Annotated in this window: 22 protein-coding genes, 1 tRNA gene and 1 pseudogene; 14 read left to right on the forward strand and 10 right to left on the reverse strand. The window is 58.7% G+C overall.

Features of this window, described 5'->3' with window-relative positions:
- From AC2FNN_RS11165 to AC2FNN_RS11175, 3 genes and pseudogenes are all read left to right on the forward strand, one after another.
- Window positions 1-533: pseudogene (locus AC2FNN_RS11165) on the forward strand (hypothetical protein); the annotation flags it as partial.
- Entirely contained in the window at window positions 530-1,159 is a 630-nt protein-coding gene (locus AC2FNN_RS11170) for a DUF3726 domain-containing protein (RefSeq protein WP_496758603.1), read from the forward strand. The pseudogene AC2FNN_RS11165 and the gene AC2FNN_RS11170, both read left to right, overlap by 4 nt.
- Window positions 1,160-1,170: 11 nt before the next feature.
- Window positions 1,171-2,187: an Ldh family oxidoreductase gene (locus AC2FNN_RS11175; protein ID WP_496758605.1), complete on the forward strand. Its 1,017-nt coding sequence runs from the start codon at window positions 1,171-1,173 to the stop codon at window positions 2,185-2,187.
- Window positions 2,188-2,659: 472 nt separating this feature from the next.
- Here the strand turns inward: AC2FNN_RS11175 and AC2FNN_RS11180 are convergent.
- Window positions 2,660-2,736: transfer RNA gene (locus tag AC2FNN_RS11180), tRNA-Arg, on the reverse strand.
- A gap of 115 nt (window positions 2,737-2,851) precedes the next feature.
- Between AC2FNN_RS11180 and AC2FNN_RS11185 the strand changes: the two genes are divergently transcribed.
- Both AC2FNN_RS11185 and AC2FNN_RS11190 read left to right on the forward strand, forming a co-directional pair.
- The gene (locus AC2FNN_RS11185) at window positions 2,852-3,877 is read left to right on the forward strand and encodes a LacI family DNA-binding transcriptional regulator (protein WP_496758606.1); all 1,026 of its coding nucleotides are present in this window, start codon (window positions 2,852-2,854) and stop codon (window positions 3,875-3,877) included.
- The gene (locus tag AC2FNN_RS11190; protein ID WP_496758608.1) at window positions 3,874-5,094 is read left to right on the forward strand and encodes a winged helix-turn-helix domain-containing protein; all 1,221 of its coding nucleotides are present in this window, start codon (window positions 3,874-3,876) and stop codon (window positions 5,092-5,094) included. Before AC2FNN_RS11185 ends, AC2FNN_RS11190 begins: the two co-directional genes overlap by 4 nt.
- Window positions 5,095-5,097: 3 nt before the next feature.
- Here the strand turns inward: AC2FNN_RS11190 and AC2FNN_RS11195 are convergent, their stop codons facing one another.
- Together AC2FNN_RS11195 and hpaR are read right to left on the reverse strand one after the other, a co-directional pair.
- The gene (locus tag AC2FNN_RS11195; protein WP_496758658.1) at window positions 5,098-5,796 is read right to left on the reverse strand and encodes a fumarylacetoacetate hydrolase family protein; all 699 of its coding nucleotides are present in this window, start codon (window positions 5,794-5,796) and stop codon (window positions 5,098-5,100) included.
- A 608-nt stretch (window positions 5,797-6,404) separates the two neighbouring features.
- Window positions 6,405-6,839 (reverse strand): homoprotocatechuate degradation operon regulator HpaR, encoded by a 435-nt coding sequence (gene hpaR, locus AC2FNN_RS11200; RefSeq protein ID WP_496758610.1) that lies wholly within the window; start codon window positions 6,837-6,839, stop codon window positions 6,405-6,407.
- Between the two features lie 232 nt (window positions 6,840-7,071).
- On the opposite strand from hpaR, the gene AC2FNN_RS11205 reads away from it, so the two are divergent.
- Window positions 7,072-7,842, forward strand: coding sequence for an aldolase/citrate lyase family protein (locus tag AC2FNN_RS11205; RefSeq protein WP_496758612.1), 771 nt, complete (start codon window positions 7,072-7,074; stop codon window positions 7,840-7,842).
- A 4-nt stretch (window positions 7,843-7,846) separates the two neighbouring features.
- Here AC2FNN_RS11205 and AC2FNN_RS11210 read toward each other — a convergent pair whose 3' ends face one another.
- Window positions 7,847-8,989: a DUF3095 domain-containing protein gene (locus tag AC2FNN_RS11210; protein WP_496758614.1), complete on the reverse strand. Its 1,143-nt coding sequence runs from the start codon at window positions 8,987-8,989 to the stop codon at window positions 7,847-7,849.
- 141 nt (window positions 8,990-9,130) lie between these two features.
- On the opposite strand from AC2FNN_RS11210, the gene AC2FNN_RS11215 reads away from it, so the two are divergent.
- From AC2FNN_RS11215 to AC2FNN_RS11235, 5 genes are all read left to right on the forward strand, one after another.
- Window positions 9,131-10,303 carry an MFS transporter gene (locus AC2FNN_RS11215; protein ID WP_496758615.1) on the forward strand — a complete coding sequence of 391 codons (1,173 nt, stop codon included), beginning with the start codon at window positions 9,131-9,133 and terminating at the stop codon, window positions 10,301-10,303.
- A gap of 19 nt (window positions 10,304-10,322) precedes the next feature.
- On the forward strand, window positions 10,323-11,378 hold the full coding sequence (locus AC2FNN_RS11220; protein WP_496758617.1) for a glycosyltransferase family 4 protein: 1,056 nt from the start codon (window positions 10,323-10,325) through the stop codon (window positions 11,376-11,378).
- Between the two features lie 95 nt (window positions 11,379-11,473).
- Window positions 11,474-12,496 (forward strand): aspartate-semialdehyde dehydrogenase, encoded by a 1,023-nt coding sequence (locus AC2FNN_RS11225; protein WP_496758619.1) that lies wholly within the window; start codon window positions 11,474-11,476, stop codon window positions 12,494-12,496.
- A 151-nt stretch (window positions 12,497-12,647) separates the two neighbouring features.
- Complete coding sequence (locus AC2FNN_RS11230; protein WP_496758621.1) at window positions 12,648-13,574, forward strand: DMT family transporter; 927 nt, start codon at window positions 12,648-12,650, stop codon at window positions 13,572-13,574.
- A 263-nt stretch (window positions 13,575-13,837) separates the two neighbouring features.
- Window positions 13,838-14,755 (forward strand): endonuclease/exonuclease/phosphatase family protein, encoded by a 918-nt coding sequence (locus tag AC2FNN_RS11235; RefSeq protein WP_496758622.1) that lies wholly within the window; start codon window positions 13,838-13,840, stop codon window positions 14,753-14,755.
- A gap of 47 nt (window positions 14,756-14,802) precedes the next feature.
- Here the strand turns inward: AC2FNN_RS11235 and AC2FNN_RS11240 are convergent, their stop codons facing one another.
- Window positions 14,803-15,339 (reverse strand): SRPBCC family protein, encoded by a 537-nt coding sequence (locus AC2FNN_RS11240; RefSeq protein ID WP_496758623.1) that lies wholly within the window; start codon window positions 15,337-15,339, stop codon window positions 14,803-14,805.
- Between the two features lie 101 nt (window positions 15,340-15,440).
- Window positions 15,441-16,091 (reverse strand): carbonic anhydrase, encoded by a 651-nt coding sequence (locus tag AC2FNN_RS11245; protein ID WP_496758625.1) that lies wholly within the window; start codon window positions 16,089-16,091, stop codon window positions 15,441-15,443.
- A 144-nt stretch (window positions 16,092-16,235) separates the two neighbouring features.
- Here AC2FNN_RS11245 and AC2FNN_RS11250 point away from each other — a divergent pair, with 144 nt between their 5' ends.
- The 3 genes from AC2FNN_RS11250 to AC2FNN_RS11260 all read left to right on the forward strand — a co-directional run bounded on the left by AC2FNN_RS11250 (window position 16,236) and on the right by AC2FNN_RS11260 (window position 18,805).
- A complete protein-coding gene (locus tag AC2FNN_RS11250) occupies window positions 16,236-16,625 on the forward strand; it encodes a hypothetical protein (protein ID WP_496758626.1) in 390 nt (129 codons plus the stop codon).
- A 63-nt stretch (window positions 16,626-16,688) separates the two neighbouring features.
- On the forward strand, window positions 16,689-18,071 hold the full coding sequence (locus AC2FNN_RS11255; RefSeq protein ID WP_496758627.1) for a leucyl aminopeptidase family protein: 1,383 nt from the start codon (window positions 16,689-16,691) through the stop codon (window positions 18,069-18,071).
- Entirely contained in the window at window positions 18,068-18,805 is a 738-nt protein-coding gene (locus AC2FNN_RS11260; RefSeq protein ID WP_496758628.1) for a C40 family peptidase, read from the forward strand. The genes AC2FNN_RS11255 and AC2FNN_RS11260 overlap by 4 nt, the downstream gene beginning before the upstream one ends.
- Here the strand turns inward: AC2FNN_RS11260 and AC2FNN_RS11265 are convergent.
- The 4 genes from AC2FNN_RS11265 to AC2FNN_RS11280 form a co-directional block, all read right to left on the reverse strand.
- Window positions 18,802-19,152: a DUF2794 domain-containing protein gene (locus AC2FNN_RS11265; RefSeq protein WP_117871396.1), complete on the reverse strand. Its 351-nt coding sequence runs from the start codon at window positions 19,150-19,152 to the stop codon at window positions 18,802-18,804. The genes AC2FNN_RS11260 and AC2FNN_RS11265 overlap by 4 nt on opposite strands.
- Window positions 19,153-19,225: 73 nt before the next feature.
- Entirely contained in the window at window positions 19,226-20,890 is a 1,665-nt protein-coding gene (locus AC2FNN_RS11270; protein WP_496758630.1) for an ABC transporter permease, read from the reverse strand.
- A gap of 122 nt (window positions 20,891-21,012) precedes the next feature.
- Window positions 21,013-22,230 carry a phenylacetate--CoA ligase family protein gene (locus AC2FNN_RS11275; protein WP_496758659.1) on the reverse strand — a complete coding sequence of 406 codons (1,218 nt, stop codon included), beginning with the start codon at window positions 22,228-22,230 and terminating at the stop codon, window positions 21,013-21,015.
- A gap of 19 nt (window positions 22,231-22,249) precedes the next feature.
- A complete protein-coding gene (locus tag AC2FNN_RS11280) occupies window positions 22,250-23,083 on the reverse strand; it encodes an ABC transporter ATP-binding protein (protein WP_152459549.1) in 834 nt (277 codons plus the stop codon).
- Between the last annotated feature and the right edge of the window lie 68 nt (window positions 23,084-23,151).

Here is a 23,151-nt window from a genome sequence, read left to right on the forward strand (position 1 = left end):
TGATTGATGGGACCATGCCGGTATCAGCGGTGCGTGCGTTGATCCGGAACAGCTTTGACTGGGCTTTGAACCTTGATTGGGCCGCCGCCGAAAACTGCGCGCGGGCCTGGTACGTATCCGAAGAAAAGCTGGAACCCCGGCTGGGGGAGCGGTTCGAAGAGCCGATCTCGGATTATGAACAACCTCTTGCACCGGCGCGGGATGCAACCCTGGCTTTCGAAACATTGCAGAACTGGCCTGATGACACTCCGATAGCAGAGTTTCTGTTGCGCCATCCGGAACACCGCCACAGCGTGCGCCGCGCGCAAATCAGCCGTATCGCTCCGTACGGTGAAATTCGTGACAACACGATCAGCGCGCAGGTGATGCCCATTGATATGCTGCGCGCCAAACTGTCCTTCTTTGGGGCGACGCATTTCGACCCGCGTTCGGATCGGTGGGTGCGTATCTGCATGTATGCGGGCGCGCCCTACCCGGAAGAGCTGAACACCGCGAACGCCGATCTTTGGGTTTATCCAGAGGTTGCGCAATGACCTTCTCGTTGAACGAAGTGGAAGCCACCGCCAAACGCGCAACCCGTGGGGCTGGATATGCCTGGGGTGTGGCGGAAGAAGCCGCGAAAGCAACCCGATGGCTTTGCGTTCAGGGGTTTGACGGACCAGCGATCCTGGCCCAGTTGCTTGAGCAGGAATTTGCGCCGCACCTGGAACATCACGTCCCAGAGGCCCGGGACGGCATGTGGACCGGCGCCCGGGATCTGTGTCCTCTTATGACCGGATCGGCATTATCAGATTTCCCGGACGCCCTGTCGCAAGGCAAAGTTCTGATTTCCAATGTTGCCGCACCTCTTCTGTTGCTGCCCTTTGTCGCCACCATGGCGAAAAAGCGGAAATCGACTTTGGAAATCACATTGGACGGGGTTTCCGCGACCACTGATGGTGTTCATCTCAGCAGTGAAGATTTCGGAATGGAGAGGGCAAACCGCGTCGGGATAACCGAAACCGGCCGCATCAGACCCACACGTTCCTTGCACAGCCGCGCTGACCCGGATCCGGGGGCGTGGCAATTCCTCAACACTGTGGCGCATCGCACCTATGCCCCCGCAACTGAAGAATCCCGACTGCTTGGCGCTGGTTCAGGCTTGTCAGACAACGATTGAAGGACCACCCGATGACCGAAACCAGAACCCTCTCGCTTGCCGAAATCGAAGAGCTGTCATTCAATGCGCTGATTGCCGCCGGCACAAGCGAAGAAAACGCGCGCCCTTTGGCTGTTGCCACAGCCGCGACCGAAGCGGACGGCGTGGCCAGCCATGGGCTGGCGTATATCCCGATCTATTGCGAGCATGTTCAATGCGGCAAGGTGGACGGTCAGGCAAAACCGGCCCTTGAAACCCCGCGTCCGGGTCTCATCCGCGTCGATGCCAAAACCGGGTTTGCACATTCGGCCATTGATCTGGGTTTCGAGGCGCTGATCCCAGCGGCACGGGAACAGGGCATCGCCGCATTGGCGATTACAAACAGCTACAATTGCGGTGTGCTGGGCTATCACACGTATCGGCTGGCCCAGGCAGGGCTGGTCGGATTGGGGTTCACCAATGCGCCAGCATCCATCGCACCCTCGGGCGGATCGAAACCTGTTGTTGGGACCAATCCGTTCTCGATCGCTGCACCGGGAACGGATGGTCAACCCGCACTGCTGATAGATCAAAGCGCCAGCACCATCGCCAAAAGCGAAGTGATGAAGCACGCACGGGAAGGCAAGGCCATTCCCGTCGGATGGGCGCTGGACGCTGACGGCAACCCGACAACGGATCCTGACGTTGGACTGAAAGGCAGCATGGCGCCCTCGGGCGGCTACAAAGGCGTGGGTGTTGCTTTGCTGACCGAAGTCATGGCCGCTGCCCTTACCGGATCGACACTTGGGTTGAACGCATCGCCTTTTTCCGGAACAGCCGGTGGCCCCCCCAAGACGGGGCAGTTTTTCATTGCGATTGATCCCGTGGCGTCGTCCGCAGGTTTGTTTTCAAACGCCATGGCAACTCTGGTTGAGTCGATCAGAGCTCAGGACGGCGCGCATCTGCCCGGTGATGGCCGTCGCAAGAGCCGGCTTTCGTCAAGCAAAGCGGGTGTCGAAGTGAACTCCGCAACCCTGTCAAAGATTGAAGCGATTTTGGGCTCTGGCTAGACAATGATCTCACCTCCCAATTTTTGCTTGCAGTGACCAAGTGGCGGCAATCCCCAAAACTGCGCTGGACAATTCGGCCAATGGATTTGCCTGTCTCTGGTTTACAGGCACGTTGACAGGCAACGGGATATGCGCCTGTATCCCGGGGCGCAAACAGCGCAAGTCGCGTGTGAAATCCGATATGCGGCGATCCGTGCCGCGCGAAAAAGTTCGGCAGACCAAAAGACTGGCAGCGCGTTGAAACCCGACAAGACCGATGTCCCACGGTCTTTCCATCGGCTGTCGTGATGTGCTGGCGTTGAAACGCAACTGTGCCAGACCCAAACCCGCCATGTTTCACCGCACCGCATGGCCGCTCGGGGTTCCTGCCCCTCCTAAGGGTCCGCTCGTATATGGTGTGGATTCGTGGTGTAACTCCACCGTATTGCCACTCCACAGATTATTAGTCCTCAAAATGGGTATCTGGGAAAACTGGCGACCCCGGCAGGATTCGAACCTGCAACCTGCCCCTTAGGAGGGGGCTGCTCTATCCAGTTGAGCCACGGGGCCGCGCCCTGCCTTCTGTAACCGGGATTTTCCGGGTTGTCATCGCCTTTGCACAATTGTTGTACACACCGACCTGTTCGCGCTAGCATCGGACAAAACAACAACGCAGGTGCTTCCCGTGAACAGTGAAACCAAACGCCCGCTTACCCTTCGTGATGTGTCCGAGGCTTCCGGTGTCTCAGAGATGACGGTAAGCCGGGTTCTGCGTAACCGGGGGGATGTGTCTGACGCCACCCGCACCCGCGTTCTGGCCGCCGCCAAGGAACTGGGATACGTCCCCAACAAGATCGCGGGCGCGCTGGCATCCAGCCGGGTCAACCTGATCGCGGTGATCATCCCCTCACTTTCGAACATGGTATTTCCCGAGGTGATGACCGGCATCAATCAGGTGCTCGAAGATACCGAACTGCAACCCGTGGTTGGCGTGACGGATTATCTGCCCGAGAAAGAGGAAAAAGTGCTGTACGAGATGCTCTCGTGGCGACCCTCGGGCGTAATCATTGCAGGGCTGGAACACACCGACGCGGCTCGCGCCATGCTAGATTCGGCGGGCATTCCGGTGGTCGAGATCATGGATACCGACGGCAAACCTGTCGACGCGATGGTCGGCATCTCGCATCGCCGCGCCGGGCGCGAGATGGCGCAGGCAATTCTGAAGGCCGGGTATCAGCATATCGGCTTCATGGGCACCAAGATGCCCTTGGATCACCGCGCCCGAAAACGCTTTGAAGGGTTTACCGAAGTTCTGGGCAAACACGGGATCGAGATCGAAGATCGCGAGTTCTATTCCGGTGGTTCTGCCCTGGCCAAGGGGCGCGAGATGACACAGGCCATGCTTGACCGGTCGCCTGATCTGGATTTCCTGTATTATTCCAACGACATGATCGGCGCAGGCGGTCTGTTGTATCTGCTCGAGCAAGGCGTGGATATTCCGGGGCAGATCGGTCTGGCCGGGTTCAACAACGTGGAACTTTTGCAGGGTCTTCCGCGCAAATTGGCGACGATGGATGCCTGTCGTCTGGACATAGGACGTCAGGCCGCGCAGATCATCGCTGAACGCCTGAAGGACCCGGAGGCCGAGATCGAAACACGGGTCACGCTGACCCCCAAGATCAGCTATGGCGATACCTTGAAACGACGATGAACGCCTCCCTGAAGCGGCTCGACAATCGGACGGCCCGCGCCGTTTTCCTGGATCGCCATGCTTTGGCCGAACAGCCTGCGGGCGCGGCCAAGGGCGCCGGGCTTCTGGACCTTGTCCAGCGGTTGGGGTTCGTGCAGCTCGACAGCATCAACACGGTTGCCCGCGCTCATGACATGATTCTGTTTTCCCGACGGCCTGCGTATCGCAGCGCCAACCTGAAAAGGCTCTATGAAAGGGAAAAAGCGCTGTTCGAACACTGGACACATGATGCGGCCGTGATCCCGATGTCGTTCTATCCGCACTGGCATCTGCGCTTTCAGCGTGATGCGGATCTTTTGAAGGCGCGTTGGAAGAACTGGCGAAGGGATGGGTTCGAGCAACAGTTCGAGACTGTCTTGCAACACATCCGCGACCACGGGCCTGTGTGTTCGTCAGACGTTGGCAAGGACGAAAAGAAAGGCTCGGGCGGTTGGTGGGACTGGCACCCGTCAAAAACCGCATTGGAGTTTCTGTGGCGTTCCGGGGCCCTGACCGTTGTGGGCCGCGACGGGTTTCAGAAACGTTATGATCTGACTGAACGTGTGATCGAAACCCACCTGTGCCCCGGGAACATGGCCTGTGATGCGACGGCGACCGTGGATTGGTTGTGCAACGCGGCGCTGGACCGGTTGGGGTTTGCCACGTCCGGCGAGCTGACCGCGTTCTGGGGCACGGTCAGCGCCGCCGAAGCCAAAGACTGGTGTGCCACGGCGTTGGCTCAAGGAAATATCGAAGAGATCGAGATCACTTGCGCCGATGGGCGCCTGCGCAAAACCTTTGCCCGCCCTGATTTGATGGATCGGACAACCGACTTGCCGCAACCGCCCGGTCGGATCCGCGTGCTCAGCCCGTTTGATCCCATGCTTCGGGACAGAAACCGTGCCGAGCGGCTGTTTGGCTTTCACTATCGCATCGAAGTTTTCGTGCCCGAAGCCAAGCGCACATATGGGTATTACGTCTTCCCCTTGCTTGAAGGTGATCGATTGATCGGACGGATCGACATGAAGGCGCTTCGCGATCGCGACCTGCTGCATGTCAAGGCGCTCTGGCCCGAACGCGGGGTGCGCTGGTCTGACGCCCGCAGCCGACGCCTGAACGCCGAGCTGGACCGGGTGCGCCGGCTGGCAGGCGTTGCCCAAGTGGAATTTTCAAAGGGCTGGCTGAAAGACCCTAAATAGGGCCTATTCCGCGTCCGTCAGGACCAGTTTGATCGGTTCCAACCCGTCAATCTCTCCTGTTATGATGTCGCCGGCCACTACCGGGCCTACGCCGGCCGGTGTACCTGTCAGGATCAGATCGCCGGGGCGCAGATGGTAGAAACCAGACAGATGGCTGACGATTTCATCGATCTTCCAGATGAGCTCTTCCAGGGTAGCGTCCTGCCGCAGTTCGCCGTTCACGCTCAACCGGATGTGTTTGGCATCGTCCGGCGACCAGTCGGCGGCTGGGGTCAGCGGCGCGAAGACTGCTCCGTTTTCGACATCCTTACCCAGATCCCAAGGCCGCTGCTTGTTCCGCTCGCGGATTTGCAGATCGCGGCGCGTCATGTCGAGCGCACAGCCATAGGCAAAAACTGCATCCCAAGCCTGCGCGCCGGAGGCGCGAAACACCGGTTTTCCGATTGCCAGCGCCAGTTCCATTTCGTGATGGTAATTCTTCGTCCCCGCCGGGTACGGAACCGTCGCGCCAGACAGGATCGCGTTTGGCGCGGATTTGGTGAAATAGAAGGGCGCATCGCGATCCACCTCATTGCCCATCTCTGCTGCGTGCGCGGCATAGTTTCGCCCGACGCAGAAAATACGTCCGACAGGATACCCGGCCGTCTCGCCGACGACAGGGATGGTTATGGGATCGGGAAGGGAAAACAGGCTGCTTGACATCGTGGTTCCTGAATTTTTCATCACTGCCACCTTACGCCTGCCAGTGCTGCCAGCAAGCCGGGAATGCACGCTGGATTTCGCCAATATCCAAGAGTTGTTTCAGCGCGAACCTGCTCAATTCTGACCTGAACGCCCAGTGCCGTTCCAATGCTGTTTCACATCCGTCTTTATTGATTCACCGGAACTTGGGCAGATCGGAATTTTTCTTGGCTCAGGCGCAAGTCGGGCTAGGTCTTGAATTGGAAATGCGGGGCGCACCCATCTTGAGCGGTGCGATGACAGGAAAACACCGCGCATGCGGGAACACTCGGCCAGAATGACGCCAAGTCATCACTTGCGGGCCCGGTTTTCCTTCGGCAATTGCCCAAGACTGTTTCGGAGAGCATAGGTGCACGGCCTTTCCCCCAAAGGCCAAAAGGCCCTAATCAGAGCCACATTTCCGGCTCGCCATATACTCCGATGCGCAGGCCGGACCGTCAGGCAAGGCGTGACGCAACCGGCCTCAGGCCAGGCCTAACCCAAATCCAAGTCTGGCCACCCCGTCGGAGATCGCCCCTAAAATCTCCGGCGGGGTCCTTGCAGATGACGCCAATGTTCTGCGACCGGCATCAGGTATCCAGGTCGTTCAACTCGTTCAGAAGATCCAGCAACAATTCGTGTTTTTCTGGCCCCAGCAGGGAACGAATGCGTTCCGCCTGCGCCTTGCTGGCGGGCTGATTGGCGTGAATGATCTGAACGCCACGCTCGCCGATCTCGACAATCTGGCGACGCCGGTCCGCCGGATGGCATCGTCGGGAGATCAGGCCGCGATGCTCCAGTTTCTGCAATATCCGTGTCAGGCTTGGCAACAACAGACAGGCGCGTTCGGCAATATGCGTCGGTTCCTGCGGGCCTTCTTCGTTCAACACGCGCAACACGCGCCACTGCTGTTCGGTGACACCGGCGTCGGCCAGCATTGCTCGGATGGGTCCCATAACCTTTTCCCGCGCCCGCAAAAGCGCAATGGGCAAAGATCGCGACGTCAGTGGGAGGTCGTCGGTCATGCCAAAATTATCGCCGAAATCCGTGATTTACGCAAGGGAACCCTTGGTTTCGGATTGAAGTACAAGAACCGCCGGAACGCCGCCACCCGTGCGTGGCGCACCTTTGCCGCCGTCAATCCGGTGACGCCAAATTGCAATAAAACTGGACAATTTCGCGCCACGGAAGAAGATGTGGAAACGGCCACCTTCGCGACCACGTCGCGCCGAAGGTTTTTCAACAAAAGGAAACAGTATGGCTGCGCAGCAGAACGCGTTCAAACAGGCTCTGAAAAAGGGAGAAACGCAAATCGGGTGCTGGATGAGCTTTGCCGAGCCCGCAGCGGCCGAGATGATGGGAACCGCGGGTTTTGATTGGCTGGTAATCGATGGCGAGCATGCCCCCAACGATATCCGGTCGATCCGGGACCAGCTTGTGGCGCTTGCGGCAAGCCACTCTCATGCGGTTGTGCGGGTTCCCGTGGGTGAGACCTGGCTGATCAAGATGGTTCTGGATGCGGGTGCTCAGACCATTCTGGTGCCGATCGTGGAAAGTGCCGAGCAGGCGCAAGAGCTGGTTCGGGCCTGCCGTTATCCCCCTGCCGGTGTCCGTGGCGTGGGCGCGATGGCATCGCGGGCGACGATGTACGGATCGGTCGGAGATTATATTCAGACCGCTGATCATGAGATTTGCCTGTTGTTGCAGGTGGAAACCCGCGCTGGAATGGCTGCTCTGGACGAGATTCTGGAGGTTGAGGGCGTGGATGGCGTATTCATTGGGCCAGCCGATCTGTCGACCGATATGGGCCATCAGGGCAACAGCGCCGCACCCGAGGTGCGCGCGGTCATCCGCGATGCACTGGCCCGGATCAAGGCCGCAGGCAAAGCGCCGGGCATTCTGGCCACAAATGACGAGGCCCGTCAGGCATATCTGGATATGGGCGCACAGTTTTTGGCGGTTGGGATTGATGTGATGCTGTTGACGCAAACGGCACGTGATCTCGCCGCACGATGGAAAGCCGACTAACCGTTCACCGGTGCATGGCCGCTGCGGCTTGGGCGTATCCGCCCGAGGCACCGTCGACGAAATGCACATGATCGTCCCGTGTGGCTGACGGGACGAAACAGGTCATCATCGCCTCGTCCTGCACGTGCAGACCGTATCGGATTTTGCCGCGCCCGCGTGCTTCTTCCAGCAAGTGTTCGATCTGTCGCAAAGTGGCCGGGTCACAATCCAACGTCATCTTCAGGCCGTCATCGAACTTGCGGAAATCGGCATTGCTGCTGACCATCATCCTGTAATGTTCGGGTTCGAACTGTCCCAGCTTCTTGCTTGTTTTGAACAGTATCGCGATCAGCAGGTTCTGAACCAGAAGAACGAGCTTGTGCAGAAACAAATTCCGTCCGTTGCGTGAAACATGCGCGTCAATGTCGAGGCCGGGAGGCGGCCACGTCATGGGCGGACCATTCATCGGCACCGGATGACCTGCGCGCTCCAGCTCTTCTGACGCGGACAGAACCGATTGCGCAAGGTCGGCAAAGTCGCGTTCAGTTGCCGACGCAGTGGGTTCAACGACCAGTGACACGATCTGACCGTGCCGCGCCGGGCTGTTTGACCATCTGCATGACAGGCCTGTCAGGTCAGGCTGCGCACCCGGTTCGGCAGGCGCGATCATGTGATGGCCCGCTTTCATCTCTGCCTCGGCCCAGGCCAAGCCTCCGCCAGAGAACATGGCATAATCCACCCCGGAAGAGGGCGCAAAACGAGCGACGCGCAAGTCCCTGCCTGCTTTTCGGATATCCGCCACCGACACCAGCGCCGCACGCAACGGCATGGAAAACTCTTCTTCCGCCCAGCGTCGCATGGCTGACAGAGTATCCCGCGCTGCTTCAACTTCGCTGGGGGGGATCGCAAACGCCGCCCCGTCGCCGCCAAAGACATAGGGAAACAACTTGCCGTGCATCGCGTTTATCATCGCCGAGATAACAGCAGCCCCGACGGTGTTGACGGTTTTGTATCGTCCCCGCGCGATCTCGCCGGTTGAATCGACGATGTCGGCAACCCCCAGAAACCAGTCGTCGGGCACCGGCGAAAACTGCGCCGGGTCCGCCAGACGGGTGAAATCCCTCAACAGTGGCAGGTTTTCGTAAAATGCGGAATGGAGGTCTTTCATTTTCCCCCTCGAAATCAAACTTCTGGCAATGATAGCCGGAAAGCGGCCCGAGTCCTTGTTTTGAAACATAGTACACATGCTTGTGCGTTGCATCATTGCGTGCCAAGCATTCCTTTCGGATAAGCGGAAAAGAGGCGGGATATGCTGGCGGGTTTGGTGGTTTTGTGTCTGGGCTATGTGCTCAGCCAGTTTTTCCGTGCCTTTCTGGCTGTGCTCAGCCTGGATCTTGAACGCGATATCGGCGCTACACCCGAAGATCTGGCCTTTGCATCCGGCCTTTGGTTTCTGGTGTTCGCAGCAATGCAAATCCCGGTTGGATGGGCGCTGGACAAGGTTGGGCCCAGGCTGACCGCAGCCGCGCTTCTTCTGGTTGGCGGTGCGGGAGGATCCGCAATTTTTGCGGTCGCGACCTCACCGTTGCATATCAGCGTTGCCATGGGCCTGATCGGGGTTGGGTGTTCTCCGGTTCTGATGGCATCCTATTTCATCTTTGCCCGCGAATACCCGCCCGCGAAATTCGCGACACTAGCCGCCGTTATGCTGGGTGTTGGCTCGGTGGGCAATCTCGTGGCCTCCTATCCGACTGCGCTTGCGGTCGACTGGATGGGATGGCGCGCCACCATGGTTGGGCTGGCCGTGATATCTGCTGCGATTGCTTTGGGCATTTGGCTGAGCCTGCGTGACCCGGCGAAGGTTGATACGGAACACAAGGGTTCACTTCTGGACCTGTTGAAAGAGCCTGCACTGTGGCTGATCATGCCCTTGATGCTGGTGGCCTATGCGCCCTCTGCCGCGCTACGCGGGCTATGGGCTGGACCCTATCTGAACGATGTCTTCGGGCTCAGCACCACCCAGATCGGCACCGCGACACTGGTCATGGGGTCTGCGATGATCGTCGGTACCTTTGTCTACGGACCGCTGGATCGTGTCTTTGGCACCCGGAAATGGGTTATCTTCACGGGCAACGCGCTGGGTGTCGTGGCACTGACCCTGCTTTGCGTTTGGATCGACCATGCCACATGGCTGTCCGTTCTGCTGTTGGCCATCATTGGGTTCACCGGGGCCAGCTTTCCGGTCATCATGGCCCATGGTCGGGCATTCGTTCCCCCCCATCTGGTGGGCCGAGGCGTGACCCTGTTGAACCTTTTCGGAATCGGAGGGGTCGGCATCGCCCAATTTGTCACCGGGCGCATTCATGCCGCCACGGCCCAGGCCGGAACAACCGCGCCCTACACCGCGATTTTCGGGTTTTTTGCCGTAACTCTTGCCTTCGGTTGCGTGATATATCTATTCAGCCGGGATAATGTGGATTGAAGCAATTGCGGAGCAAGCCGTGCAGGATATCGAGGTTATAGCGCCGAACCTGAAACACAGCCTCTCCGGCGTCACCACAACCGTCATCCGCCTGCTGCCGATCCAGAAGCATATGATCGGGATCGTCGCCACGGGACCCGGCCTGCCGGATGATCTGCCCCATATCCGGTTGATCAAAATTCCGTTCCTTTCGAACAGGACATCGCGGGTGTGGCATGCCCGGCGCAACACCGAAATGCTGATGGGTTTGTTTCTGAAACATGTGCTGCGACGTAATCTGAAACTGCTGTTCACCTCGGCTGCGCAACGAAATCATTCGGGGTTCACCAAATGGCTGATTTCGAAGATGGATGCGCTGATCGCCACAACGCCGCAAGCGGCGTCGTTTCTGGAACATCCCGCAACCGTCATCATGCACGGTGTGAACACCGAACTGTTTCACCCGGCCGAGGACAAATCCGCCCTGCGGCAGAAGCTGGGGCTGCCAGAAGGGACCCTGATCGGGTGTTTCGGGCGTATTCGACCTCAGAAAGGTGTCGATCTGCTTGTGGATGCGGCGATCGAGGTTTTGCCGAACCATCCCGACGCCAGCATCGTGTTCACCGGGCGCGCCACCAAAGAATTTGAAGCCTTCCAACAGGAACAAGAGGCCAAACTCAAGGCTGCCGGACTGTCAAACCGAGTGCACTTTCTGGGCGAGCGTCCTTGGGAGGAAATCGTTGAAACCTACCGCGCCCTTGACTTGTTCGTGGCCCCGGCCCGACACGAAGGGTTCGGCCTCACACCACTTGAGGCGATGGCCTCGGGCGTGCCTGCAATCGCCTGCCACGGGGTTGGAGCGTTCAGCGCCCAGATCGAGGACGGGAAAACCGGCCGCTTGATCGAAAAGGACAACGCCGGGGCGCTGGCCGAAGCACTGGAACAGATGCTGTGCGATCCGGACAAGCTGGAGCAATCCGGCCAGGCCGCAAGACAGCGTGTAGAACAGCATTTTCGAATCGAAGGTGAGGCCGAGGCCATCGTGCGGGTCTATCGGTCTTTGCTGAACACGGGTGAAAAAGCGCATTCGGGATAAAATCGACGTCAATTCGGCCAAATCACCCGTGATAGCCCTTTTTTCTTTGCTGCAACGCGGCTATGAACGCGCGTCCTTAACTTTGGAGACATGAAATGGGCTATCGCGTCGTTGTCGCCGGCGCCACGGGTAACGTGGGCCGCGAAATGCTGAACATTCTGGCGGAACGCCAGTTCCCGGTCGATGAACTTGCCGTGCTGGCAAGCCGTCGTTCGCTGGGTACGGAAGTAAGCTTTGGCGACAAGACACTGACCACCCAGGACATCGACACCTTCGATTTCACCGGCTGGGACATGGCCCTGTTCGCCATCGGTTCGGACGCAACCAAAGTCTACGCCCCCAAGGCGGCGGCCGCTGGCTGCGTGGTGATCGATAACTCGTCGCTCTATCGTTATGACCCCGAGATTCCTCTGATTGTGCCGGAATGTAACCCGCAGGCGATCCACGACTACAAGAACAAGAACATCATCGCCAACCCCAACTGCTCGACCGCGCAGATGGTGGTTGCGCTGAAGCCGCTGCATGACCGCGCCAGGATCAAGCGCGTTGTCGTGTCGACCTATCAGTCGGTGTCGGGCGCGGGCAAGGAAGGCATGGATGAGCTTTGGGATCAGACCAAGGCCGTCTACAACCCTACAACCGAAGTCGCCCCGAAGAAGTTCCAGAAACAGATCGCCTTCAACGTCATTCCGCAGATCGACGTCTTCATGGAAGACGGCTCGACCAAGGAAGAGTGGAAGATGGTTGTCGAGACCAAGAAGATCGTCGACCCGTCGATCAAGGTCACCGCGACCTGCGTCCGCGTTCCCGTATTCGTCGGCCATTCCGAGGCCGTGAACATCGAATTCGAGGAATTCCTGGACGAAGACGAAGCCCGCGATATCCTGCGCGAAGCGCCGGGCATCATGGTGATCGACAAACGCGAAGCGGGTGGCTACGTCTCACCGATCGAATGCGCGGGCGATTTCGCCACGTTCATCAGCCGTATCCGCCAGGATTCGACCATTGAGAACGGTCTGAACCTGTGGTGCGTCAGCGACAACCTGCGCAAGGGCGCCGCCCTGAACGCGGTGCAGATCGCGGAACTTCTGGGCCGCGAGGTTCTGAAAAAGGGCTGACATCCCGATTTTCGTCAAAGCTTGAAAACCAGGAAACCCGCTGATTGTTCAGCGGGTTTTTTTGCGTTTCTCAATAGCTGGTTTACAGACGACGTGACGGTTCGGTCAGGTTGCTGATGCCAACGGAAATGCTGCATGGTAGGTGTCTAAAATGGGCCAATCAACATCAACCAAGCACGATCCAATACCCTATGCCCTTGCGGGGGCGGGAGTGTTCTTTGCATCCATCTGTTTTGGCTTTGTACCCTATTTCAGCCGTGGACTCACTGACCAGGGACTCGCGCCTTACGCAGTTGCGTTTTATCGGTACATCTTGACGGCGATCCTATTGTTGCCCGCCCTTTTGAAGCATCGCTCAAACCGGCGGGAAATAGCATGGGGTATGGCTGCGGGGGCGGTCATGGGGCTTGGGTGGGTCGGATATGTAACCGCACTTGAAACAGTGCCGGCATCAACGGTGGGTGTTCTTTACATGACCTACCCGGTGTTTACGATCATCATCGCCTGGGCGATATTCGCCGATCCGCCGACGCGGCGCAGCCTTGTCGCGGCCGGTTTGATTGTTCTTGCGGCAGTCATTGCAGGGTCTCCGGCATCCGTACCGATTGACCAAATTCCAACGCTGCTTGTCTCTTTGGCTGCACCTTTCGGATTTGGCTTCGGCATATGCGTGCTTGTACACCGTCTTTCGCGAATTGCTCCTTTGGCCAGGATAGCGTCGGTGTCGTTGGGGTCGGTCGTCGGGCTAACCCCTTTGATTATCTCGTCGGAAATTGGCGAAGTCCTGCCAGCAGGCGGCAGTGACTGGTTTCTGATCGTCGGGATCGGTCTTATGACGGCACTGGTTCCCCAGTTGATTTACACCGTCTGTTCCCCTGTCATCGGAGCATCGCGCACGGCCGTTATCGGCAGCATTGAACTGCCGACAATGTTTGCCGTGGGCGTTTTTGCCTTCGGTGAAACAATCACAGGTGCGCAAGCAGTGGCCTGTGCCTTGGTTTTGAGCGCCATTGCACTTGCACAAAGTCGCGCAACACGAACCGTTACGACCGTGATCAGCACTGAACGTCACAGGTGAGCCGCATCCGGAGCGGCCCTTTCGTGCGCTCAGCAGAACTGCCTCGGATCACCTCTTCCACCAAACCGGCACTTTCCGGTCCATCACCCACATCCGTCATGGCTGCGCTATGAACCTCGGTTGGGGTACAGTCTTGCGCACGGTGAAAGTCGCCGAACTGTTGACAAAACCGAACGCGCTTGCCACCTAAAACTGAACCTTGTTCGTGGCGGATGTCAGAAGTCCGAATAATAGTGTCTCGTGCAAGGTAGATGAGGCAGGGCATGCACATTTCGACCAGACGCAGGATTGCCAGAACCCTGACCATCGGATGCACATGCATTCTGATGATACTTGTCGTCATAGGCTTTACGGGGCAGGTCTTTGCCGTAGGAGATTCAATCGCTCTGCTCCGGCCTCAGGCTGGTGTTTTGCTTCTACCCTGCGCCATAATTCTTCTATTCATGCGCGCCAGATATCTTGCATTGACCACTTTGGTCTTTTCCGGGGTGGCCATCGGATCCATCGCGGCCAGCGTTGCCGCGCCCTCGGACGATTGCGACGATTCCTGCCTGACGCTGTACCAGAAAAACCTCATGAGCAAAGCCTGGCCCCGGTATTCGCTGGCCGATGATATCCTTGAATCAGGCGCTCAGATCGTGACCTTGCAGGAAGTCTCCAGCCACAATCGCAAGTACATGAGCAATCTGTTCGAACATTACCCCGAAAAGGCGATCTGTGAATTCCGTCCTGAACAAAACGTCGCCATCCTGACGACCTTGCCTATTGTCGAGAATTCAGAATTCTGTCTGCAAGGTTATGGGCTTGTGGGGTTACAGGTCCAAGCGCCCGGTGGTGATTTGGTTTGGGTCATATCGGTTCATCTGAACTGGCCATTTCCTTACGACCAGTCCAGGCAAAGCCAGGTGATTGCCGACCGCATCAGCCAGCTTGAAGGACCGGTTCTGATTGCCGGGGATTTCAATATGGTGCCCTGGGGCGGAAGCGTCAGACGGATCGGAGCGGCCGCAAACAACCAGAGCTTTGGTACCGTCCTGAACACCCACAACCTCGGCAGTTGGAAAATCCCATTGCCGATAGACAACCTTTTGTTCCCCAAAGGCACAACCGGAACGGTTGAGCTGCGCCCCTTCATGGGATCCGATCACCTGGGTAAGCTTGCCCGGTTTCGACTGGGCTAGAACTTCCGTCAAGCGCACTGCCGCATGCTTTCCCACAAACAAGCGGCCTAGCTTTGGGTTTCAACCAGTTCTTTCAGATTGGTCAGACCGCGTTCATAGTCCTCGCCCACCCACGTATCCATCATCAACCCCATCCAGCGGGACATGGGGTTCAGACCCAGATCCGAGTCAAACCCCCAGGTCACTCTGGTTCCCGCCCCGTCAGGCTCAAGGATGAAGGACGCCGTGGCAGTACCCATCGGGCCAAAATCCAGCGCCGTTTTGACCCGTTGGTTTTCCACGCTCTCGACGATTTCCTGTGACCCCTTGCCGACCTGCGGGTGATCCGACGCCCAGTTCAGAGTGTTCCCGACCCCGGTGGCAGGGCCGGAATAGATCAGTTTGGTTTCGGGGTCCCGGTGCAGCCACGGAGACCACTTTTCAGTTTCCTGCATCGAATTCACGTACGGAAAGATGGCGCTTGCCGGTGCGTCAATCGCGATGCTACGCGAAACTTCCGCCTTTCCCGGCAACAGATAGGAAGCCGCGACCAGAACCAGTAGGCAAACGACCAGACCTGCGAAGAAGCGCTTGATGACTTTCATGGAAGGCTCCGATCTTCAGGTGTAATGGGTGGAGTATACCAAAAACGGCCCTGAATCAGAGCCGCCATCGTTATTCTTTCGGATGCGCAGTTCTGTCGCTGTCAGACCGGGACGAACTTTTTTTGGTAGGGGTCATAGCTTTCAAGCCCGCCTGCGCCGATATCCGTCCACAAGCCGTGCAAGCTCAGCGCGCCTTGATCAACGGCTGACGAGACGAAGGGGAAGGTCATCAGGTTTTCCAGCGAAGCGACAACCGATTGACGTTCGAACTGCCGGGCCTGTTCGACACCGTCCTCGATATCCGCGACCAGTTCGAATTTCGGCTTCAGAATATCCATCCAGCGGCCAACAAAGCTGTCCTTGGCATCCAGCTGCGGCGCCTGCCCCTTGCACATGTCGATACAGCCCTGCACGCCGCCGCATTGCGAATGCCCCAGCACGATCAAATGAGCGACCTTGAGCGCCGTTACGGCGTATTCGATGGCGGCGCTGGTGCCGTGGTGATCCCCGTCCGGAGCATAGGGCGGCACCAGGTTGGCAATATTGCGGTGAATAAAGAAATCGCCCTGGTCAGCGCCGAACATGGACGTGACGTGAACCCGGCTGTCGCAGCAGGATATGACCATGGCACGGGGGCGCTGCCCTTCATCGGCGAGACGGCGATACCAGACCTGGTTTTCCGAATATGTTGTGGCCTTCCATCCGTGATACCGTTTTACAAGGTAGCTCGGCAGAGGTTTGGCAAAGTCCATTTCAATGTCCCCGTTCTTGTCGCTGACGGATGATCTAAACCGAATTCAAAGAAAATTCGAGCCATTATCCAGTTTCCCCGCAAGGTTTTGCAAAGGAATTTTCTGCCAGGATCAAGACAGCGCCGTGGGGGCGTTTGAACTAGGGTGAATGTGGTGGAAAAGATTATCACGCTTGAACACAAGGAATCCGTCCGCCTGGATTCGGATCAACTGAGCGGGCTGTACCGGCAGCTTGGCGACAAGAACGCGCTGGATGTTCTGTGTCGCACGGTCGAAGAGCTTGCCGTGCGCCTGTCAAACTGCGAACGCCACTGGCGTCAGCGCGAATGGGCGGACCTGCGCAAATGCGCCAGGTCACTGGTCGCAATATCCGAACAGATCGGGATGACGGCCCTGGCCCGCGTGGCGGGTGACGTGGCCCACACTGTCGATGCCGGTGACGCCGTTGCGGCGGGCGCGACGCTTGGGCGTTTGATCCGCGTGGGAGAACGATCGTTGACCGCCGTCTGGGACCAGCAGGACCTTTCCGTCTGACAGGGGTTGCGGGCAGATCATGCGCGGCTAGTCTGTACGCAGAAACCATCAGCCGAGACGCCCATGACCCTGTCCTTCGCCCCATCCTCTGACCCGTCCATACCGCTTCATGTGATTGCGCAGCCGGATCTGGACAGTTGGTTGCGGGATCAGCCGGATACCGTCCGGACCTGGGTTGCCGCAAACGGGTTTACAGGTGCGATGGGGCAGACCCTGCTGATGCCAGACGCGCATGGCGCGGTTGATATCGTGCTGGCCGGGTATGGAACAGAAGACAAGCGCGCGCGAAAAAGGTTCCCATTGGCCGCCGCAGCCATGGCTTTGCCCGAAGGAACCTATCATATCGCGTCCGGCGTTCCCGCTGATCGTCTGGAGACGGAATGTTTTGGCTGGTTGATGACAGGCTATGCCTTCGATCGCTACGCGTCTCAATCCGCTGGAACCGCGGCGCTGGTTGCGCCCGAAGGTGTCGACGCCACCCGTATCGAAGCCATGGCCAATGCCGAAGTTCTGACCCGCGATCTGGTGAATACGCCAGCCTCGGATATGGGGCCTGAGCAATTGCAGCAGGCGGTCGAGGCTCTGGCCGGCGAATTCGGTGCAGCGTGCAGCGTGATCAGCGGCGCGGCCTTGCTGGAACAGAATTTTCCCATGATCCACACCGTAGGACGCGCCGCCGGACAGCCCCCCCGGCTGATCAAGCTGAATTGGGGCAGCAGCGGCCCCAAGCTGACTCTGGTCGGCAAGGGGGTGTGTTTCGATACGGGCGGATTGAACCTGAAACCGGGCGCATCGATGGGCCTGATGAAAAAAGACATGGGTGGCGCGGCCAATGTGTTGGGGTTGGCGCGGATGATCATGCAGCTGGGTTTTCCCCTGCAATTGAGGGTCTTGATACCGGCGGTCGAAAACGCGCTTGCCGGAAATGCCTTCCGCCCAGGTGACATCCTGACCTCCCGCAAGGGGCTGACGGTCGAGATAAACAATACGGATGCCGAAGGGCGTCTGGTGCTTGCCGATGCGTTGGCGCTTGCTGAAGAAGGTGAACCCGATCTGGTGATCTCGATGGCGACGCTGACCGGGGCCGCCCGTGTTGCTGTGGGCCCCGATCTGGCTCCGTTCTACACTGATGATCAACGCTGCGCGTCTGCCCTGTCGCATGCCGCAGAGACTTCGGCTGATCCGGTCTGGCGCATGCCGTTCCACACGCCCTATGAAACGATGATTGAACCCGGTATCGCCGATCTGGACAATGCGCCGTCGGGCGGGTTTGCAGGGTCGATCACAGCCGCCCTGTTTCTGCGCAGGTTCGTGGGCGCATGCCGCTACATCCATTTCGACATCTATTCCTGGCAGCCCAGCAAAGAACCGGGGCGCACCAAGGGCGGTCTGGGTCAGGGGCCACGTGCCGTGCTGACGGCGTTGCCGGAGATATTGGGACTGTGACACGCCATCGAATTTCCGCACCCGTCGTCGATTTGCTGCGCAGCCCAGACGGACCACGCGACCGGCAATTGTTGTTCGGTGATACGGTTCGGATCGAGGAAACAAAGAGAGGGTGGAACAGGGTCATCGCAGACAAAGACGGGTATACCGGCTGGTTGCGAACAGATCAGCTGACAGCGGATGCGCCTGCGACGCATTGGATCACGGCGCCTGCAACGCATGCCTACCAGGAAGCGGATTTCAAAAGCCGCGATCTGGTGTCGCTGAGTTTCGGAAGCAGAATTCAAGCCAGGACCGAAACGGACCGGTTTGTTGAAACCGAATTGGGTTATATCCCAAAGATACACACGGCGCCGATGACCGCGAAGCCTGACGACCCGGTCGAAGTGGCCCAGCTGTTTCTGGGCACACCCTATTTGTGGGGCGGCAACAGCCGGTTCGGCATCGATTGTTCCGGGTTGGTGCAGGCGGCGCTTTTGGCTTGTGGCCTGCCGTGCCCTGGCGACAGCGGCGATCAGGAACGCGCTTTGGGCAATACCGTGATCGAAGGGACCCCTGCGCAACGGGGTGATCTGTTGTTCTGGAAAGGGCACGTAGCCTGGGTTTCGGGCCAAAACATGCTTTTGCATGCGAACGCCAGCCATATGGCGGTGGTATTCGAACCAATGGATCAGGCGATCCACCGCATAGTGGATCAGGGTGACGGGCCTGTCACTGCCCACAAAAGGCTCTAATCCGGGTTTACGGCCCGGATCAGCTTGCGTTCCAGTACCCGCAGGACTGCCCGCAGATCGTGGCCGCGTTTCAGGATGCGGCCATCCATACCTATGACGGAATACATTCCCTGCCGAGACCTCAAGCGCGGGTGTTTTTCGACGCGGTAGATCGGATGTTCCGCGGTGCGCCGAAAGATCGAGAACACCGCCATGTCGCGCAGGTTGGAAATACCGTAGTCGCGCCATTCTCCGGCGGCGACCATCCGACCATAGACGGATAGGATTTGAGACATCTCATGCCGGTCGAAAGCCACGGGCATCTGCGCTGCGCTTGCCGAGAACCGGCTGGGAGGCTGCATATTCATACCTCCAGCCTTGCCGGAAATCGTGTTTGAATCAAGCCTGATGCGCAGTTGCCCGACAATTACGACGCAAGTGTTACCGTCGACCGACCTGACGGCAGATCAGGATTACGGGCAACAGACCTACCGCAAGAATGACCAGCGAAGGCACGGCGGCGCCCTCCAGCCTCTCATCCGAGGCCAGCCGATACGCCTGCACCGCCAATGTGTCGAAATTGAACGGGCGCATGATCAGCGTGGCGGGAAGCTCTTTCATCACGTCCACGAACACGATCAGCAGGGCCGTCAGCAGCGAGGGGGTCAGAATCGGCAGGTGCACCCGTCGCAATGTTCCCAACGGCGTCTGACCCAGTGAACGGGCTGCGGCGTCCATATTTGCATGTACAGTGCTTTGGCCCCCCTCATACGCGCTGAGCGCGGCAGCCAGGAAGCGCACCATGTAGGCAGCGACCAGCAGCCAGATCGAACCTGTCACCAACAGCCCTGTGGACACGTCGAAGGTCTGTCGCATCCAGACGTCCAGCGCGTTGTCAAAACTCGCAAAGGGGACGATCAAACCAACCGCAATGACGCCACCGGGAACGGCATATCCCAGACGCGCCATATATGCAGTCGCAGACGAGGCGCGCCCGGGCCTCAGGCGTTGAAAGAACCCGACACTGATCGCCGCGATGACGGTGATGACCGCCGCCGTACCAGCAAGAATCAACGAATTCTGGATGAAACCGATATAACGCTGCGACAGCAGGTTCTGTTCGGATTCCAGGCCCATCTCGACCAGAATGATGACAGGCAGCAAAAACCCGAAAAGAACGGGTATTGCACACAGCAGAAATGCCCCGCAGGCGCGCAGACCCGTCAGATTTGCCGCCGGTTGCGCCACATGCTGTTTGCCGGCCTGATAGTATTTTGCCTTGCCACGCTGGGTGCGCTCGGCCACTGCCATGATCAGGGCAAAGACCAGCAGGCACAAGGCCAGTTGCGCCGCTGCCGCACGATCGGCCATGGAAAACCAGCTTGTGTAGATCCCGGTGGCAAAGGTCTGCACGCCGAAATACGACACGGTTCCGAAATCAGCGATGGTCTCCATGACGGCCAGCAGAACGCCGCCTGCAATGGCAGGTCGCGCCATCGGCAGCGAAACGCGCCGAAAAGCCAGCCAAGGATTGTTGCCCAGCGCCCGCGCCGCCAGAAACGCGGTTGCGCTTTGTTGCAGGAAAGCAGCCCGCGCAAGCAGATAGACATAAGGATAAAGCACTAGGATCAACATGACCGCCGCACCCTCGGTCGAGCGGATTTCCGGGAACCAGTAGTCGCGCGGGCCCCACCCCGTTACATCACGCAGCGTGCTTTGAACGATGCCCGGGTGATCCAGAATGAAGGTGTAGGCATAGGCCAGAACATAAGCCGGAAAGGCCAGTGGAAGGACCAGAGCGATCTCAAGAAACCGCACGCCGGGAAAACGGGTCATCGTTACCAGCCAGGCCGCCCCGGTGCCGATGCTGAACGTTCCGGCCGCAACCAGGACCACAAGGATCAGGGTCGTCGCGATATAGCCGGGCAGCACTGTCTCCATCAGGTGCGAGATCGTGTCCGTTCCCCCGGTTACAGCCGCCAGGACCACGGCGATCATCGGCAAAAGGCATGCGGCAGCCACGACATAGGCGATCCCCGCCAGCAGTCGGGTACCGCGTACACCGCGATTGCGCGATCCGTTCTGTGAAAACTCGATTTCGGCCATCATCCCGGCTTGTGATTGGCAAAGGCGAAGGGTCCGCCTTTAATCGACCAAAAAGCTCGGAAACACCAGTGCATCGGTCAACAAATCTGCGGCACAAACTGCCGCAGACCTGAAAAACACCGCTATTCGTAGACGCGCTGATCCTCGATCACCACCCCGTCCTTGGGAAGGGATCCGGGGGCCACGACCTCGATCGCACCTTTCAGTTTCAACACTTCGGCCACTGACTTGGCATATGCCGGGTCGTCACCGCGCGGGCTTTCGATCCGGACCGTCATCGTGTCCATCTCGCCCTGGCGGGCTGCGATGACGCGGGCTTTGACGATTTCCTCATGCTTGTCGACCAGGGCCGCAACCTGTTCCGGGCGTACAAACATACCCTTGATCTTGGTGGTCTGATCGGCGCGACCCATCCAGCCTTTGATCCGGGTGTTGGTCCGGCCACAGGGCGAGACACCCGGCATGACGGCAGAAAGATCCCCGGTCGCAAAGCGGATCAGCGGGTAATCCGGGTTGAGAGAGGTTACGACAACCTCGCCCACCTCGCCCGGCTCTACCGGTGTTCCGGTTCCGGGCGTCACGATTTCGACGATCACATGTTCGTCGATGATCATCCCTTCCATCGCGGCGCTTTCATAGGCGATGTTACCCAGATCCGCCGTCGCATAACATTGCAGGCACGATATACCGCGATCCGCATATTCCTGACGCAGAGACGGGAACAGCGCGCCACCACCAACGGCGGCCTTGGAGAAATTCAGCGAAACGCCCATCTCGTCGGCCTTGTCTAGGATGACTTTCAGATAATCAGGCGTGCCTGCATAGGCGGTGCAGCCAACGTCACGCGCGGCTGTCACCTGCAATTCGGTCTGCCCGGTTCCCGCCGGCAGAACGGCAGCACCAACAGCGCGGGCGCCGTTTTCAAAGATCATGCCAGCCGGTGTCAAGTGATAGCCAAAGCAGTTCTGAACAATATCGCCAGCTGCTACACCAGCGGCATGCAGGAACCGGCCCATACGCCACCAATCGCGGTCGGTGCTGCCCGGTTCATAGATCGGTCCGGGGGACTGGAACACGTGATGAAAGTGGCGCGCGGGCTTCACGGTGAACCCACCAAAAGGGGGGCGCTCCGCCTGCGCGCGGATCAGGTCCGATTTGCGCAACACCGGCAACATCGGCAAATCATCTACCGAAACCACCTTGTTAGTGTCTGATTCAGAAAAATGTGCAGCAAACCCGGGGGCCGATGCAGCACGTTTGATCTGCTCTACCAGCGCTGCGGCCTGATCCGAAGCGCGCTCGTCCGCCGAGCGTGTTTCGAGTGCGTCGAAATACATCATCGCCATACCCTCCATCCGCTCACAGCCACCTCTTGCGGCGACGATAGGACCGCACATCGCGAAAGCTTTTGCGGCCTTCATCCGACATGCCAAGGTAGAATTCCTTGACATCCGGGTTCTCGCGCAGTTCGGCGGCCGGGCCATCCATCACAACGCGCCCGGATTCCAGAATATACCCGTAATGCGCAAACCGAAGGGCGACATTTGTGTTCTGCTCGGCCAACAGGAACGATACGCCCTCTTTTTCGTTGAGATCCTTCACGATGCCGAAAATCTCTTCGACCAACTGCGGCGCCAGTCCCATCGAAGGTTCGTCCAGCAGGATCGTCTCAGGCCGCGACATCAAAGCCCGGCCCATGGCAACCATCTGCTGTTCACCACCCGAGGTATAGCCTGCCTGCGAGCGGCGGCGCTCTTTCAGGCGGGGGAAATAATTGTAGACCAGTTCCAGATCCTGCTGGATCGCTGCGCTGCCGTCCTTGCGGGTATACGCGCCCGTCAGCAGGTTTTCTTCAACCGTCAGGTGTTCGAAACAATGACGGCCTTCCATCACCTGAATCACGCCTTTTTCCACCAATACGGCGGGGTCGCTTTCATGTACGTTCTGGCCACGATATTTGATCGTGCCTTTCGTGACCTCGCCGCGTTCTGAATGCAGCAGGTTCGACACCGCCTTGAGCGTGGTCGTCTTGCCCGCGCCATTGCCCCCCAGCAAGGCCGTGATACCGCCCTTGGGCACAGTCAGGCTTACGCCCTTCAGCACGAGGATCACGTGGTTGTAGATCACCTCGATATTGTTGACTTCAAGCAGGGTTTCCGCCTGCACGTCAGTGGTTTGTGCCGCATCAAGCATCAGCGCGTGTCCTCATGCCTGTCCCCTTCGGGACTGTTCGTGAGGAGCGGCGGCAAACCGCCGCTCCG

It is taken from the genome of Ruegeria sp. BHSA118 (assembly GCF_059613405.1).